Genomic DNA, 14,054 nt, shown 5'->3' with positions numbered 1-14,054 from the left:
CTATAGCGGGATGGAGCGGTCGTCGGCGAAGGCCTGCAGCAGCGCCCGCATCGGCAGCCCTTGAGCCGGCGCCATCAGATTGTCGGCAAAGAAAGCCTCCAATTCCTCCAGTGGCAGTTCGGTCAACATCGCCTTGACCGGGCCGATCGAGGCTGGAGACATCGAGATCGAGCGGTAGCCGAGGCCGATCAGCGCCATGGCGGAAATGGGTTTTCCGGCAAGCTCGCCGCACAGCGTCACCGGCGTGTGGTTGCGAACCCCGGCGTCGGCGATCTGCTTCAGAACCCGCAGGAACGGCGTCGACAGCGTGTCGAAGCGGTCGGAGAGCTGCGTGTTCCCCCGATCGACCGCCATGACGAACTGGAACAGGTCGTTGGAGCCGACCGAGACGAAATCGACCGCCTTCATCAACTCGTCGAGCTGGAACAGCAGCGACGGCACTTCCAGCATGGCGCCCACCTTGAGGCTGGTCGGCAGATGGTGGGCAAAGCGGGAGAGATGCCGCACTTCGCGGTCGATGATCTCGCGCGCCTGGGCGATTTCGCCGAGCTCGGTCACCATCGGCAGCATCAGCTTCAGTTCGCGCCCGCCGCAGGCCTTCAGCAGAGCGCGGATCTGGGTCCTGAGCAGACCCGGCCGGTCGAGCGTCAGCCGGATCGCGCGCCAGCCGAGCGCAGGGTTTTCTTCCTGGATGGCGCCCTTGAAGTAGGGCAGCACCTTGTCGCCGCCGATGTCGATGGTGCGGAAGGTGACCGGCTTGCCGCGCGCCGCGTCCAGCACGTCGCGGTAGAGCCGCTCCTGCGCCTCGGCGCGCGGGAAGGTCGAGGCAACCATGAACTGCAATTCGGTACGGAACAGGCCGATGCCGGCGGCACCCGCCTCGGCCAGCTGCGGCAGGTCGACCGCCAGGCCCGCATTCATCAGCAGGTCGACCTGGACGCCGTCCTTGGTCACCGACGGCTTCTTGCGCAGTTCCCGGTAGACTTCCTGCCGGCGCGCCCGGAAGCGCACTTTTTCGGCATAGGCGGCTTCGAGGTCCGGCTGCGGCCGCAGATGAATGGTGCCTTCCTCGCCGTCGACGATGATGGCATCGCCGTTTTCCGCCATCGAAACGGCGCCCTTCATCTGGCCGGCGACCGGAATGCCCATGGCGCGCGCGACGATGACGACATGGCTGGTGGCAGCGCCGTCTTCCAGCACCACGCCGCGCAGCTTGTCCCTGGGATAATCAAGCAGTTCGGCCGCGCCCATCGAGCGCGCGACCAGGATGGCATCCTTCGGCAGTGACGCCGCGACGTCGTCAGGCCCGCGCCCCATCAGCTGACGCAGCAGCCGGTTGGCGAGATCGTCGAAGTCGCTCATCCTCTCGCGCAAATAAGGATCCGTCATGTGCAGCATGCGGGCGCGCATGTCGCTTTGGACCTTTTCCACCGCCGCTTCCGCCGTCAGGCCGTTGCGGATCGCCTCTTCCAGCCGGCGCACCCAGCCGCGGTCGTTGGCAAACATGCGATACGCTTCGAGCACCTCGCGATGTTCTCCCTCGAAGGCGACATCGCGCCGCTCCAGCATGTCGTCGATGGAAAGCCTGAGCGAACCGAGCGACGTCTCCAGCCGGCGCACCTCTTCCTCACTGTCCTCGTTGAACAGATTGGTGACGACGATGCGTGGCTCATGCAGCACGACATGGCCGAGGCCGACACCCTCGTTGAAGGACAGGCCGGTAAAGCTGACGGGACGGCGCAGGTCGAGTTCGAGGCCGGGCCGGGTCAGGCGCGCGAGATCGCCGGTGGCGATCATCTCGGCGATCACCATGGCGGTCGTTTCCAGCGCCTCGACCTCGTCGTCGCGGTAGTGGCGCATGGTCTTGTTCTGCACCACCAGCACGCCGAGCGTGCGCCCTGCCCTTAGTACCGGCACGCCGAGGAAGGAATTGTAGATCTCTTCGCCGGTCTCCGGCAGGTAGGCGAAGGCCGGATGTTCCTGCGCATTGGAGAGGTTGAGCGGCCGCGCGCTGGCGGCAATGGTGCCGACGAGGCCCTGCCCCAGCCGCAGCTGCGCCAAATGGACGGCGTTCGGGTTCAGACCTTCGGTGGCATAGAGTTCGAGCACCGAATCGGCGCGCAGCACATAGAGCGAGCAGACCTCGGCGACCATGTTGGAGGCGATGTCGCGCACGATCCGGTCGAGCCGCTCCTGCGGCTCCAGCGGCTCCTGCATGAGCTCGCGGAGCCGTTTCAGCAGAACGCGCGGGCCACTGGCCGTATCACGCATCGCGGCTTCTTCTCCAATGGGCATTTTGCCCGCCGCAGTTTCCACTGCCACCGGCGCACACGCAACAACTCAAATCGCTCTCGCTACTGCTTATCCAGACCGTACACGGAATGCAAAGTGCGAACCGCGAGTTCCGTGTAGGGACCGTCGATCAGTATCGAAATCTTGATCTCGGAGGTGGTGATGGCGCGGATGTTGATCGCCTTGTCGGCCAGCGCCTTGAAAGCGGTGGCGGCCACACCGGCATGGCTGCGCATGCCGATGCCGATGACCGAAACCTTCGACATGCCGGCTTCCGACTGCACCACGTCATAGCCGATCGAAGCCTTCAGACGCTCCAGCACGGCCAGCGCCTTGTCCACGTCGCCGGACGGCACGGTGAAGGTCATGTCGGTGAACTTGCCGTCCTCTGAGATGTTCTGGACGATCATGTCGACATTGATGTTGGCCTCGGCCAGCGGGCCGAAAATGCCGGCGGCAACGCCCGGGCGGTCGCCGACGCGGCGCAGAGAAATCTGCGCTTCGTCCTTGGCGTAGGCAATTCCGGTGACGACCTGCTGTTCCACGATCTCTTCCTCGTCGCAAATAAGCGTTCCCGGAGGATTGAGCAAATCCCCCATTCCGGGCGCATCGGGATCGTCGAAGGACGACCGCACGAACGTACGCACCCTGTGCACCATGGCAAGCTCGACCGAGCGCACCTGCAAGACCTTGGCGCCGAGCGAGGCCATTTCGAGCATTTCCTCGAACGAAATCTTGTTGAGCCGCCGCGCCTTCGGCTCGATGCGCGGATCGGTGGTGTAGACGCCGTCGACATCGGTGTAGATGTCGCAGCGGTCGGCCTTGACCGCCGCGGCAATGGCGACCGCGCTTGTGTCGGAGCCGCCGCGGCCGAGCGTGGCGATGCGGTTGTCCGGGCCGATGCCCTGGAAGCCGGCGACGACAGCCACCTGGCCCTCGCCGAAGCGCTTGATCAGGAACGCGCCGTCAATGTCGAGGATGCGCGCCGCGCCATGCGCGTTGTCGGTCTTGATCGGGATCTGCCAGCCCTGCCATGAGCGGGCGTGCACGCCCATATTCTGCAGTGTGATCGCCAGCAGGCCGGCAGTCACCTGCTCGCCCGAGGCGACCACGGCGTCATACTCGCGCGCGTCGTGCATGGGCGAGGCTTCGCGCGTCCAGCCAACCAGTTCATTGGTCTTGCCCGCCATCGCCGAAACCACGACAGCGACCTCATGGCCGGCATCGACCTCGCGTTTGACGTGACGCGCCACATTGCGGATGCGGGCGATGTCGGCGACGGAGGTTCCGCCGAATTTCATCACGATGCGCGCCATGGAAGCGAAATGCCTTTGACTGAAGCCGGCCCAGGACCGAAAGGGGAAGAAAGCGCTCGACAGAAGCCGGCCGCTGAATGCGCGCCTCCTTAGCCAAATGATCACGGTTTCGCAAGGCTGGCGGCGGATGCCGGCTTCAGGAGCGCGGCATATTGCGTTCGGCCCCGCCGCCGCTTACCAAATGCTGCCCGCGGGAAACTCCTTTTGGTCCGGCATATCGAATGATTGTTCGCCTTCGACGCGCCATGCGGTGGCAATCGCTGCCGCTGTTCATCGGCTTCGCCGTGCTGGCGTTGATCGTCGGCACACGCGCCGTGCTGGTCGAGACCCAGAGAGCCAATCGTGAGGCCGCGCGCGAGGCGGTCGAGTATCAGGAATTGCTTTCCGGTTTGCTTGCGATGGCTCAGGAGGCCGAGACCAGCCAGCGCGGCTATCTCCTGACCGGCGAGAAATCCTACCTCCAGCCTTATCGGCAGGCGGTCGACGCCATTCCGGGCCAGCTTGCCCGCATCCACGGCATGACCGCGCCGGACGACGAACTCGTGCAGCAGATCAACCACGTCAAGGACGCGCTTTCACAAAACCAGGCCGAATTGGCTGAGACGATTGCACTCTACGATCGCGGCGATGCGGCAAAAGCTCTGGAACTGGTCCGCAGCGGCCAGGGCAAGGCCGCCATGGACCAGATCCGGGCCAGCATGGACACGATCCGGCGCATTGGCGGCGCAGCCATCGCCGCGCGCGACGCTCATACCGACCGGGTCGAAAACTGGCTGCGAATCGGCTCGATAGCGGCGCTGCTGGCGATCTTCCTGCTTGGCGCCTACACGGTTCGCCTTTCGCGCCGCCGGTTCCGCGCAGTGGCGATCGCCCAGGAAGAGCTGATGCGCAAGAACATCGAGCTCGGCAACGAAATCCAGACGCGTGAAAAGGCCGAATCGCAGATCCGCCAGATGCAGAAGATGGAGGCTGTGGGCCAGCTGACCGGCGGTATCGCCCACGATTTCAACAACATGCTGGCGGTGATCATCAGCGCCATGAACCTCGCCCAGCGCAAGCTGACGCGGGGCGAGCACGACATCATGAAATTCATCGAAGCGGCGACCGATGCGGCGACCCGGGCCGCAAACTTGACGTCACGGCTGCTTGCCTTCTCGCGCCAGCAGCCGCTCGCGCCTCAGGTTGTAGACGCCAATCGTCTGGTCACCGGCATGTCGGACCTGCTTCGGCGGGCGCTCGGCGAAACCATCCGCATAGAAACCGTGCTGGCTGGCGGCCTGTGGAAGACCCATGCCGATCCGAGCCAGCTCGAAAATGCCATTCTCAACCTGGCGGTCAATGCGCGCGACGCCATGGGCGAGGACGGCAAGATGACCATCGAGACCGCCAACAGCCACCTCGACGAGGGCTACGCCGCCACCCATGCCGAGGTCAAAGCCGGCCAGTATGTGATGATCGCGGTCAGCGACACCGGCGCCGGCATGCCGGCGGACGTCATGGAGCGGGCTTTCGAGCCATTTTTCACCACCAAGCCGGTCGACAAGGGCACCGGCCTCGGGCTGAGCCAAGTGTTCGGCTTCGTCAAACAGTCCGGCGGACACGTCAAGATCTACTCGGAACCCGGCCAAGGCACCACGATCAGGATCTACCTGCCGCGCTTCTTCGGCCCGGAAGAGGCCGCCATATCTTCGGAACGAGCCGGAAATCCTGCCGTGCCGGTCACCGAAACCATCCTTGTCGTGGAGGACGATCCACGCGTGCGGGCTTCCACCACGGATGCCATGCGCGAACTCGGCTACACCGTCATTCATGCCGCAAGCGGCCAGGAAGCGCTGGAAAAGCTGAGCGACAACCCTGGTGTGGCGCTCATGTTCACCGATATCGTCATGCCGGTGATGAATGGCCGCAAGCTCGCCGAGGAGGCGCTGGCGCGCATGCCGAAGCTGAAGGTGATCTTCACCACCGGCTTCACCAGGAACGCCGTCGTCCACAATGGCGTGCTCGATCATGACGTGCATTTCCTGGCCAAGCCCTTCACCATCGAGCAGCTGGCGGCGAAATTGCGCGACGTGCTGGACGCAAGATGACCGAGGCCCTGGAAATCGTCACCTTTCGCCTCAAACCTGGAGCGGAAGCGGGCTTTGCCGCCGCCAACAACCTGGTCGCCGACTGGCTGGCGCGGCAACCTGGTTTCGTAAACCGCTGCCTGGCGCGGCGGGACGATGGCGGATGGGTCGATGTGGTGCGCTGGCGAAGTCGCGAGCAGGCTCTCGCCGCCGCAGGCCGGATCATGGCCGAGATCGGCGATTGCGAAGCGATGCGGGCCATCGATCCCGCAAGTGTTGCGATGGAACATGCGGCGATTGTGATCTCGAGGCCATAGGTCGACTAGCCAGCAGTCGCAAAAACCGGCCTTGACTTTCTTGCCCCGGCACCCGACTTCCTAGCGTCCGAGGAGACCCGCCCCATGCCAGAGGCCCGACGATCGACAATCGATGCCGGAGAAGTGGAACGCTTTTCCGCGCTTGCCGCCGAATGGTGGAACCCGAACGGCAAATTCCGTCCGCTGCACAAATTCAACCCGGTCCGGCTGGCCTATATCCGGGACCAGGTGGCGGCGCGCTTCGGCCGCGATCCGCGGGCGGCGCGGCCGTTCGAAGGCCTGCGTTTCCTCGATATCGGCTGCGGCGGTGGATTGTTGTGCGAGCCGATGGCAAGGCTTGGAGCCGAAGTGGTCGGCGCCGACGCCTCGGCAACCAACATCGAGGTGGCGAAGCTGCACGCGGCCGAAGGCGGCGTGACGGTGGATTATCGCGCTACAACCGCTGAGGATTTGGCCGATTCCGGCGAGAAATTCGACGTCGTCCTCAACATGGAAGTCGTCGAGCATGTTGCCGATGTCGACCTGTTCATCGGCAAGTGCGGCGAGATGGTCAAGCCCGGCGGCATCATGTTCGTGGCCACCATCAACCGCACGCTGAAGGCACTGGGCCTGGCCATCATCGGCGCCGAATATGTGCTGCGCTGGCTGCCGCGCGGCACCCACCAGTTCGGCAAGCTGGTGCGGCCCGAAGAGCTTGAAAAGGCGCTCGGCAGCGCCGCCATGACCATCATCGACCGCACCGGCGTGACCTACAATCCTCTCGCCGACCGCTGGGCACGCTCCAAGGACATGGACGTCAACTATATGGTGCTGGCGGAAAAACGATCGGTCTGAACGAAGGGGCGGCCGTGGACACTATGAGGGCCCGAGAGCTGGCGCTCGATCTTCCCGAAACGGTCGAGCAATCGCATTTCGGCAAGGCTGACTTCCGCGTCCGCAACCGTATCTTCGTCTCGCTGCCCGAAGCCGACCGTGCTGTCGTCAAGCTCGACCGGGACCAGCAAGAGATGATGGCCGCGGCTGAGCCATCGGTTTTCAGGCCCGTGACAGGCGGCTGGGGCCAAAAGGGATGGACGTCGATCATGCTCGAAGCCTGCGACGAACAGACATTCCGCAGCGCCGTTCGGACGGCCTGGCGAAACGTCGCCCCGCCGGCGCTACGGAAGCGCCTCGACGCGAGCCCAATTTAAGCTTGAGCAGTTCGAGGAAAAGTGTGAAGCGGTTTCCCGGGAAAGCGCATAGCGCTTTGCCTAGGGAATTGCGTAAACCAAAGACCCTATGCCTTCTGGCTCTGCGCCTTGGTGGTGATGATCACGCCGATGGTGATGATCACCGCGCCGGCCCAGGTCAGCAACTGGTAGTGCTCGCCGAGGAAGATGGTTCCGGCAAACAGGCCGACGGCCGCCGCCACATAGCCGATCTGGCTGAGATAGACCGGACCGCCCACGGCCTGCAGCCGGAAGAAGAAGGCAAACATCGCCGAGGCCGAGGCGACCTGCGCCACGACAACCAGCGGCACGGCCCTGAGCGGGGCGAAGGCGCCGACCCCGAACAGCGCGAGAATGCCGACCAGCAGCAGCGTTGCCGAAGCCAGATGGCTGCCGACGGCCAGTTCGATCGGGCCGGTGCCTTCGGGCCAGTCGACGGTGCGATAGATATTGCCGGCGGCAAGGCTGACCGGGATCAAAAGTCCGACCAGCACCCAGTAGACATCGGCCGGCTGGCCGGCCTCGCCGCGCGTCACCGCCACCATGACGGCGCCGATGAAACCGACGGCGATACCGATACTGCCGAGCATATTTGGCCGTCGAACGCCGAGCAGGATCGAAAACACCAGTGTGATGACCGGCGACAGCGTGAACATGATGCCGGTATAGCCGGCGCCGAGATGCGGGATAGCCGAAAACATCAGCAGATTGGGCACGGCGTAGGACACGGCGGCGGTGATGAAGAAATAGCGCAGTCTGTGCGGAGTCAGCCGCATGCGCCCGCCGTTGGCGAGCAACGCGCACAGCAGCACGCCCCCGGCGCCGAACGAGATGACGAAGGCCCAGACCATGGCCGAAACGCCGGCAGCCGTCGCCAGCTTGCCGAACGGCAGGGTCAGGCCGAGCAGGCCGCCGGTGACGACCAGCAGGCCAAGCGCCGATTCCCAGAGAAATTTCATCGGATGGTCCCGTCACTCACTTGCGGCACAGGGTCGAAACTGTATCTTGAGGAAGCATACCACAACGATTCTTAACGTCAAGATACTTAGCGGTGAGACAGATGGATCGCGCGGCAAAGGCGGTCGAGCAATGGAAGCGGGAACGGCCGGACCTGGAGGTGTCGCCAATGCTGGTGCTTGGGCGGCTGAACGAAGCCTCGTCGCTAATCGCCCGCGAGCGCCTCGCCCCGCTGTTTGCCCGTTTCGGACTGCAGGCCGGCGAATTCGATGTGCTGGCGACGCTGCGCCGCTCCGGCCAGCCTTACGCGCTGACACCGACCGCTCTCTACGAGGCGACGATGGTGACCTCCGGCGCCATGACCAACCGGCTCGACCGGCTTGAGAAGGCCGGACTGATCCTGCGCGGCCCGCACCCCAACGACCGGCGGGGCATTGTCGTGCAACTGACCGAAAAAGGTCTGGCCTTGATCGATGAGGCCCTGACCGCCCACGTCGCCAACGAGCATGAAATCCTTGCCGGCCTCAGCGGGGCCGAGCGGGGGGCACTGGCTCGGTTGCTTGGCAAATTGATCGATAGCGCCAGCTGACCGCTCAGTTGCGCTCCTCTGGAAAACTCGGGATCGGCATGAAATCGATGCCATCCTCGGCCAAGCTCTTGGCTTCGTCCAACGTCGCCTCGCCATAGATGCCGCGCGCATCGCTCTCGCCGAAATGGATCTTGCGCGCTTCTTCGGCAAACTTGTCGCCGACATAGTCGGCATTCTCGCGCACCTTCTCGGCCATCGCCTTCAGCTGCGCCAGCACCTGCTTCTGGGTTTCGCCCATGGCCAGCGCGATCGTTTCTCGGCTGCGCGCGGTGGACACCGCCGGCGCCATCAGCGCCTTTTGCACCTTGTGTGAGCCGCAGCTCGGGCAATCGACAAAGCCACGCTTTTTCTGCGTGTCGAAATCGTCATTGCTGCGAAACCAGCCCTCGAACTCGTGCTCATGCTCGCAGATCAGGGCAAAGCGGATCACGAAGCCGCGCCCCTCAGCCGCGGCACTTCAGCCGTGCCGGCATTGACGGCAAAATCGCGCGCATTCCTAAGGTTGGGGATTTTTTTGCGCGCGGCCGACGACTGTGCGGTGTCGATCTCGGCGACAATCACGCCCGGCTCGGCATGGACGGCCTCGGCGATAATGCGACCCCATGGGTCGACGATCAGCGAATGGCCATAGGTTTCGCGGCCATCCTCATGCAGGCCACCTTGTGCTGCAGCAACCACATAGGCGCCGTTCTCGATGGCACGGGCTCGCAGCAGCACATGCCAGTGCGCTTCGCCGGTCTGGCGGGTGAAGGCGGCAGGCACCGACAAGAGGTCGGCGCCGGCCATCGCCTCGGCGCGGAACAGCTGCGGAAAGCGTAGATCGTAGCAGACGGCAAAGCCCAGCCTGGCGCCGTCGATCTCGGTGACGACCGCTTCGGTGCCCGGCTCATAGGCGGCGGATTCGCGCCAGCTTTCGCCATTGTCGAGATCGACGTCGAACATGTGGATCTTGTCATAGGTGGCGAGCGTCGCGCCATCCGGTCCAAACAGCAGCGCCCGGTTGGCGAGCTTGCCGTCGGCGCGCAGGATGGCGGTAGAGCCAATATGCAAGAAGACGCCGAGTTCGCTGGCGAGCTTGCGCGCGGTCGCCACGACGATGTCCTTGTCTTCCGAGGTGAAGGAAGCAGCCCTGGCTTCCTTGTCGCGAATCAGCGCTCCGGTCATTTCCGGGGTCTGGATGTAGGTTGCACCGAGGCCTGCCGCCTCGCGAACCAGCCGTTCGAGATCGACCGCGTTGCGCTCGGGGCTCTCGCCCGAACGCATCTGGATCGCCGCCGCCTTGAAAACACCCATCGTCACGTCCTCTTTGAGCAATTCCAGGAAAAGTGTGTACCGGTTTTCCGTCCGAAATCGCATAAAAACAAAGACATAGAGCGGCCCTACGAACCGCTCTTTGTCGTCGAGCCGTTGGCAAGCAGCCTGTCCAGTTGGCCCCGCGCCTCCAATTCGTGGAGGTCGTCGGAGCCGCCGACATGCGTGTCGCCGATGAAAATCTGCGGAAAGGTCGAGCGGCCATGCGCCCGCGAAATCATTTCCTGGCGCAATTCCGGCGAAAACGAAGCGTCATGCTCGGTGTAAGCGACGCCCTTGCGGTCGAGCAGCCGCTTGGCCGCCGCGCAATAGCCGCACATCATACGGGTGTAAATCGTCACATCGAGCATCGGTCCGTGCCTTTCCTCGACCTTATATAGTCGCGGACTCGTCGGCCCGAAAGTCCCCCGGCAGGACACGCGCGAAGGTCAGCACATCGACCGCTCCGGCGCCGCCCTTCTTCAGCGCCCTGGCGACCGAGCGCACGGTGGCGCCGGTGGTGTAGACATCGTCGACCAGAAGCACGCGGCGCCCAGTGATCTCGATTTCGGCTTCCGCAGGCACACGGAAGGCGGCGCGCACATTGTCCTCGCGCTCCTGCCGCTCCAGCCCGACCTGCTGGCGCGTGAGCTTGACGCGCCGGACCGCCGAGGGCGAGAAAGGCAGCCCGCCAAGCTGCGCAACCGCCCTTGCCAACTCCGCCGACTGGTTGAACTGCCGCCGAAAGAAGCGCCGCCAGTGCAGCGGCACCGGTACGACGACATCGGCGTCTGCAATTAGCTCAGCGCCGGCGCGCAGCATCCAGCGCGCCATCCACGGCGCCAGATCGGTGCGATCCTGGTATTTCAGACCTTGCACCATCTGGCGGGCGACACCTGAATAGGCCACGGCCGCCCGCGCCCGCTCGAACGGCGGCGGATCGGCGATCGCCTCGGCCGACAGGAAACCCTCGCCCATATCGTGGGTGAATGGCGTGCCCATCACCGCGCACCATGGCCGCTCCAGCAGCCTGAGTTTCGGCCAGCAGGCACCGCACAAAACGCCGGGTTGCGAGACGTGCCTGCGACAGCCGGCACAGACCGGCGGGAACAGCATCCGCGCCGGCCAGTCCAACATGGCCAGCTTCAACATGGTTTGAGCGAGGCTCTTGATCTCCATCACCGGATCGGCCACGTGGTTTTGTCGTCCGCGCCAGGATATCACTAGACGGACAAACAGGGATGTCTACCGTTGCAGCCGATCATCGATACTGAACTTTGGCTGGTGCGCAAGCGCAGGGCGCTGGCCCACCCCGTAGCCGGCGCGGATTTTCTGATGCGGCGGGCGGCGGAAGACCTTGCCGACCGGCTCGGCGCGGTCGAGCGGAAATTCGGCAAGGCCGCGGTGCTGTTTTGCCAGACGCCGGACGCAACGGACGTGGTCGCTGCAAGCGGCAAGGCAGCGGAGATCGTGCGCGTCGAGGCAGATCCAGCGTTTCTGGACGGCCGGCCAGGGCTGATAGCACCGCTGGAAACAGTGCCGTTCCTGCCGGAAAGCCTCGACCTCGTCGTTTCACTTCTGTCGTTGCAGGCGATGAACGACATTCCCGGCATGCTGGTGCAGATCCGCCGCGCTCTGCGGCCCGACGGGCTTTTCCTCGGCGCCTTTGCCGGCGCCGGCACGCTTTCCGAATTGCGCGAAAGCCTGCTCGCCGCCGAGACCGAACTCTATGGCGGCGCCAGCCCGCGTGTCATCCCCTTCACCGATGTTCGCGACGCCGGCGCACTGCTGCAGCGCGCCGGACTGGCGCTGCCGGTGGCCGACGTCGAAACGGTGACCGTCCGCTACGATACCCTCTTCGACCTCATTGCAGATCTCAGGGCGATGGGCGAAACCAGCGCGCTGACCGATCGCAGCCGGCGACCGGGAGCGCGAAAGCTTTTTACCCGTGCCGCCGAAATCTATGCCGAACGCTTTTCGGACGCTGATGGCCGCATCAGGGCAAGCTTTTCCATCGTCTGGATGTCGGGCTGGGCGCCCGATGCCTCGCAGCAAAAGCCCTTGAAACCGGGTTCGGCGAAGGTCTCGCTGAAGACGATACTGGAAAACCCCGGCGGGCGGTGACGGCGCTCCGGATCAGTGCTCGGCGAAGGCGTTTGCGAGCCTGCTGTTGTTGTCGCTGAACAGAAACTGGATCGCATTGCTGGCCTTGCCGACACCCCCGACGATGGCAAGCGACAGCACCGCAACGATCAGGCCATATTCAATGGCCGTGGCGCCTGTTTCGTCCTGCAAAAATCGGCGCAGCAATGGCTTCATGATCGTCGATCCCTCTCATCCCCGACCATATCGCCGACCTGTTAAGAAAGGTTAACGGCACAAGCTTAACAGGCTGTGAAATGGGCCTGCGTTGAGGAAGTTCTCAAGCTGGTGTCGACCTTGTTGGTCAGCAGTCGCCGCTGCGTTGGCCGTCGGCGCGGATGATGCAGACTGAGTTCGGTGAGGGCTGCAGCACGCTTCTGCGCAGCGTATAGGTGGCCCGCGAGCCGATCGAACCCGTGCTCATCGGGTCGAGACCGCCTGCAAGAGCATCGCGGCTGGACGATCGCGTCTGGTTGTCCAGCACGGGGACCGCGATCAGCGCCAGCGCCACTGCGGCCGAGCCGAACAACAGCGTGACGCGCAATAAGCCGACGCCGGCGGCGCGAAAGCTGCGATCTGGCCGGATCGAGTCCCATTCCCTGTCGAGGCTCATGCAATCGCTCCCCGCGAACCCGCTTTGCCGCAATTTTTCACGACGAGATGAATCTTCCATTAACGCTGGCTAGATCAGACCGCGAAATGGCTTTGTATCACAACAGGTCGATGAGGAACTGGATTAGCGGCGCGTCGGCCGGCGGCATGGGATAGTCGCGCATCTGCTTTGGCCGCACCCATTTCAACGCCTGCCCTTCCCTGGGCTGCGCGATGCCGCGGAAGCGGCGGCAGACGAACAGGGGCATCAGGAGATGGAAATCATCATAGGAATGGCTGGCGAAGGTGAGCGGCGCCAGGCAAGGAATGTCAGTCTCGATGCCGATTTCTTCCTGCAGTTCGCGGATCAGGCATTGTTCCGGCGTCTCGCCTGGCTCTACCTTGCCGCCGGGAAATTCCCACAGGCCGGCAAGCTGTTTGCCCTCGGGCCGCTGCGCCAGAAGCACGCGGCCATCGGTATCGACCAGCGCGCACGCGGCGACCAGCAGCAGGCGTTTGCCGGTGATCTCGCTCATGCGCCCGGCGGCCGGCGATAGTGGTAGCGATAGACTTCGTCGAAGCCCAGCGAGCGATAGAGCGCCAGCGCCGGCGCATTGCCGGCCTCGACCTGCAGCCAGGCTTCGCGAGCGCCACGCAGCCTCGCCCACTTCAGCGCCGACAGGATCAGGTTGCGGCCATGGCCCTGATTGCGCGCCGGCTTGGCGGTGGCGATCTCAAACAGGCCGGCAAGATCGCCGTCATGGACGCAGATCAGCACCGCCAGCGGGTCGGCCCCTTCCTCCAGCGCAAACAGCCCGACTTCGGGTTGGATAGCGCCGATTATTTCCGAAAGACCGGGCCGCAGCGATGCATCCGAGCCGCTGACCTTGAGCGACGCGCCGAGAAAGCGGCTGATATCCCTCAGCGGAATCTGGTCCATGGCCGGCGCCAGTTGCGCGTCCGCCAGCGGCAGCCGCATCACCAGGGATTCGTCGAATGTGCTCCAGCCCTCATTGTCGAGATGCTTGGCTAGGTCCGGCCCCGACAGCGGCGAGATGCGGAAGGTCAGCGGCCTGCCATAGGCGTCGAAGCGCCGGCTGGCGCGGCCGATGCGCTCGGCAATGTGCTGGGTGTCGCCGGGATCGAGCGGGTTGACCGAGTTCAGCCGCTTGGCCGGATGGCCGGCTGTCAGCCGCACCACCCAGGTGCCGTCATAATGCACGGCCGCCGCCGGCCAGGCGCGAAAACCCGCCGCCTCGTAGCGGCGCACGATGGCGAGCATGCTT

The 14,054-nt window shown here is 64.3% G+C and carries 17 protein-coding genes; 6 read left to right on the top strand and 11 right to left on the bottom strand.

Features of this window, described 5'->3' with window-relative positions:
- On the bottom strand, positions 1-2,271 hold the full coding sequence (gene ptsP, locus NKJ57_RS16840) for a phosphoenolpyruvate--protein phosphotransferase (protein ID WP_023693992.1): 2,271 nt from the start codon (positions 2,269-2,271) through the stop codon (positions 1-3).
- Positions 2,272-2,354: 83 nt separating this feature from the next.
- Positions 2,355-3,608: an aspartate kinase gene (locus NKJ57_RS16835; RefSeq protein ID WP_023685777.1), complete on the bottom strand. Its 1,254-nt coding sequence runs from the start codon at positions 3,606-3,608 to the stop codon at positions 2,355-2,357.
- A gap of 245 nt (positions 3,609-3,853) precedes the next feature.
- Between NKJ57_RS16835 and NKJ57_RS16830 the strand changes: the two genes are divergently transcribed.
- The 4 genes from NKJ57_RS16830 (at position 3,854) to NKJ57_RS16815 (ending at position 7,181) form a co-directional block, all read left to right on the top strand.
- The gene (locus NKJ57_RS16830; protein ID WP_352511786.1) at positions 3,854-5,695 is read left to right on the top strand and encodes a CHASE3 domain-containing protein; all 1,842 of its coding nucleotides are present in this window, start codon (positions 3,854-3,856) and stop codon (positions 5,693-5,695) included.
- Entirely contained in the window at positions 5,692-5,991 is a 300-nt protein-coding gene (locus NKJ57_RS16825) for an antibiotic biosynthesis monooxygenase family protein (RefSeq protein ID WP_352443928.1), read from the top strand. Before NKJ57_RS16830 ends, NKJ57_RS16825 begins: the two co-directional genes overlap by 4 nt.
- A gap of 84 nt (positions 5,992-6,075) precedes the next feature.
- On the top strand, positions 6,076-6,825 hold the full coding sequence (ubiG, locus tag NKJ57_RS16820) for a bifunctional 2-polyprenyl-6-hydroxyphenol methylase/3-demethylubiquinol 3-O-methyltransferase UbiG (protein ID WP_023672976.1): 750 nt from the start codon (positions 6,076-6,078) through the stop codon (positions 6,823-6,825).
- A gap of 23 nt (positions 6,826-6,848) precedes the next feature.
- The gene (locus tag NKJ57_RS16815) at positions 6,849-7,181 is read left to right on the top strand and encodes an MmcQ/YjbR family DNA-binding protein (protein WP_352511936.1); all 333 of its coding nucleotides are present in this window, start codon (positions 6,849-6,851) and stop codon (positions 7,179-7,181) included.
- An 86-nt stretch (positions 7,182-7,267) separates the two neighbouring features.
- Here the strand turns inward: NKJ57_RS16815 and NKJ57_RS16810 are convergent, their stop codons facing one another.
- On the bottom strand, positions 7,268-8,158 hold the full coding sequence (locus NKJ57_RS16810; RefSeq protein ID WP_352511787.1) for a DMT family transporter: 891 nt from the start codon (positions 8,156-8,158) through the stop codon (positions 7,268-7,270).
- Between the two features lie 101 nt (positions 8,159-8,259).
- On the opposite strand from NKJ57_RS16810, the gene NKJ57_RS16805 reads away from it, so the two are divergent.
- Positions 8,260-8,745: a MarR family winged helix-turn-helix transcriptional regulator gene (locus NKJ57_RS16805; protein ID WP_352511788.1), complete on the top strand. Its 486-nt coding sequence runs from the start codon at positions 8,260-8,262 to the stop codon at positions 8,743-8,745.
- A 4-nt stretch (positions 8,746-8,749) separates the two neighbouring features.
- Here NKJ57_RS16805 and NKJ57_RS16800 read toward each other — a convergent pair whose 3' ends face one another.
- The 4 genes from NKJ57_RS16800 to NKJ57_RS16785 form a co-directional block, all read right to left on the bottom strand.
- Positions 8,750-9,175: a DUF1178 family protein gene (locus NKJ57_RS16800; RefSeq protein ID WP_352511789.1), complete on the bottom strand. Its 426-nt coding sequence runs from the start codon at positions 9,173-9,175 to the stop codon at positions 8,750-8,752.
- On the bottom strand, positions 9,172-10,038 hold the full coding sequence (locus NKJ57_RS16795) for a carbon-nitrogen hydrolase family protein (RefSeq protein WP_352511791.1): 867 nt from the start codon (positions 10,036-10,038) through the stop codon (positions 9,172-9,174). The genes NKJ57_RS16800 and NKJ57_RS16795 overlap by 4 nt, the downstream gene beginning before the upstream one ends.
- Positions 10,039-10,124: 86 nt before the next feature.
- Positions 10,125-10,406, bottom strand: a complete 282-nt coding sequence (grxC, locus tag NKJ57_RS16790; protein WP_023672982.1) for a glutaredoxin 3 — start codon at positions 10,404-10,406, stop codon at positions 10,125-10,127.
- A 22-nt stretch (positions 10,407-10,428) separates the two neighbouring features.
- A complete protein-coding gene (locus tag NKJ57_RS16785) occupies positions 10,429-11,214 on the bottom strand; it encodes a ComF family protein (protein WP_502902045.1) in 786 nt (261 codons plus the stop codon).
- Between the two features lie 72 nt (positions 11,215-11,286).
- Here NKJ57_RS16785 and NKJ57_RS16780 point away from each other — a divergent pair, with 72 nt between their 5' ends.
- Positions 11,287-12,159 (top strand): methyltransferase domain-containing protein, encoded by an 873-nt coding sequence (locus NKJ57_RS16780; RefSeq protein ID WP_352511792.1) that lies wholly within the window; start codon positions 11,287-11,289, stop codon positions 12,157-12,159.
- Between the two features lie 12 nt (positions 12,160-12,171).
- Here the strand turns inward: NKJ57_RS16780 and NKJ57_RS16775 are convergent, their stop codons facing one another.
- From NKJ57_RS16775 to NKJ57_RS16760, 4 genes are all read right to left on the bottom strand, one after another.
- On the bottom strand, positions 12,172-12,354 hold the full coding sequence (locus NKJ57_RS16775; protein WP_023672984.1) for a Flp family type IVb pilin: 183 nt from the start codon (positions 12,352-12,354) through the stop codon (positions 12,172-12,174).
- A gap of 127 nt (positions 12,355-12,481) precedes the next feature.
- Positions 12,482-12,790, bottom strand: coding sequence for a hypothetical protein (locus NKJ57_RS16770; RefSeq protein WP_023686679.1), 309 nt, complete (start codon positions 12,788-12,790; stop codon positions 12,482-12,484).
- 97 nt (positions 12,791-12,887) lie between these two features.
- Positions 12,888-13,304 (bottom strand): 8-oxo-dGTP diphosphatase MutT, encoded by a 417-nt coding sequence (mutT, locus tag NKJ57_RS16765; RefSeq protein WP_023685791.1) that lies wholly within the window; start codon positions 13,302-13,304, stop codon positions 12,888-12,890.
- Positions 13,301-14,050: a GNAT family N-acetyltransferase gene (locus tag NKJ57_RS16760; protein ID WP_352511938.1), complete on the bottom strand. Its 750-nt coding sequence runs from the start codon at positions 14,048-14,050 to the stop codon at positions 13,301-13,303. Before NKJ57_RS16760 ends, mutT begins: the two co-directional genes overlap by 4 nt.
- Between the last annotated feature and the right edge of the window lie 4 nt (positions 14,051-14,054).

The sequence above is a fragment of the Mesorhizobium sp. M0077 genome (genome assembly GCF_040322955.1).
GTDB lineage: Bacteria > Pseudomonadota > Alphaproteobacteria > Rhizobiales > Rhizobiaceae > Mesorhizobium.
The sequence above is the reverse complement of the archived record's forward strand: the minus strand, read 5'-3'. Positions and strand labels throughout refer to the sequence as shown.

What these genes read in the sequence shown, in the direction of transcription:
- ptsP (WP_023693992.1), bottom strand. Translation starts at nt 2,271, where the DNA reads ATGCGTGATACGGCCAGTGGCCCGCGCGTTCTGCTGAAACGGCTCCGC.
- NKJ57_RS16835 (WP_023685777.1), bottom strand. Translation starts at nt 3,608, where the DNA reads ATGGCGCGCATCGTGATGAAATTCGGCGGAACCTCCGTCGCCGACATC.
- NKJ57_RS16830 (WP_352511786.1), top strand. Translation starts at nt 3,854, where the DNA reads ATGCGGTGGCAATCGCTGCCGCTGTTCATCGGCTTCGCCGTGCTGGCG.
- NKJ57_RS16825 (WP_352443928.1), top strand. Translation starts at nt 5,692, where the DNA reads ATGACCGAGGCCCTGGAAATCGTCACCTTTCGCCTCAAACCTGGAGCG.
- ubiG (WP_023672976.1), top strand. Translation starts at nt 6,076, where the DNA reads ATGCCAGAGGCCCGACGATCGACAATCGATGCCGGAGAAGTGGAACGC.
- NKJ57_RS16815 (WP_352511936.1), top strand. Translation starts at nt 6,849, where the DNA reads ATGAGGGCCCGAGAGCTGGCGCTCGATCTTCCCGAAACGGTCGAGCAA.
- NKJ57_RS16810 (WP_352511787.1), bottom strand. Translation starts at nt 8,158, where the DNA reads ATGAAATTTCTCTGGGAATCGGCGCTTGGCCTGCTGGTCGTCACCGGC.
- NKJ57_RS16805 (WP_352511788.1), top strand. Translation starts at nt 8,260, where the DNA reads ATGGATCGCGCGGCAAAGGCGGTCGAGCAATGGAAGCGGGAACGGCCG.
- NKJ57_RS16795 (WP_352511791.1), bottom strand. Translation starts at nt 10,038, where the DNA reads ATGGGTGTTTTCAAGGCGGCGGCGATCCAGATGCGTTCGGGCGAGAGC.
- grxC (WP_023672982.1), bottom strand. Translation starts at nt 10,406, where the DNA reads ATGCTCGATGTGACGATTTACACCCGTATGATGTGCGGCTATTGCGCG.
- NKJ57_RS16785 (WP_502902045.1), bottom strand. Translation starts at nt 11,214, where the DNA reads ATGGAGATCAAGAGCCTCGCTCAAACCATGTTGAAGCTGGCCATGTTG.
- NKJ57_RS16775 (WP_023672984.1), bottom strand. Translation starts at nt 12,354, where the DNA reads ATGAAGCCATTGCTGCGCCGATTTTTGCAGGACGAAACAGGCGCCACG.
- NKJ57_RS16770 (WP_023686679.1), bottom strand. Translation starts at nt 12,790, where the DNA reads ATGAGCCTCGACAGGGAATGGGACTCGATCCGGCCAGATCGCAGCTTT.
- mutT (WP_023685791.1), bottom strand. Translation starts at nt 13,304, where the DNA reads ATGAGCGAGATCACCGGCAAACGCCTGCTGCTGGTCGCCGCGTGCGCG.
- NKJ57_RS16760 (WP_352511938.1), bottom strand. Translation starts at nt 14,050, where the DNA reads ATGCTCGCCATCGTGCGCCGCTACGAGGCGGCGGGTTTTCGCGCCTGG.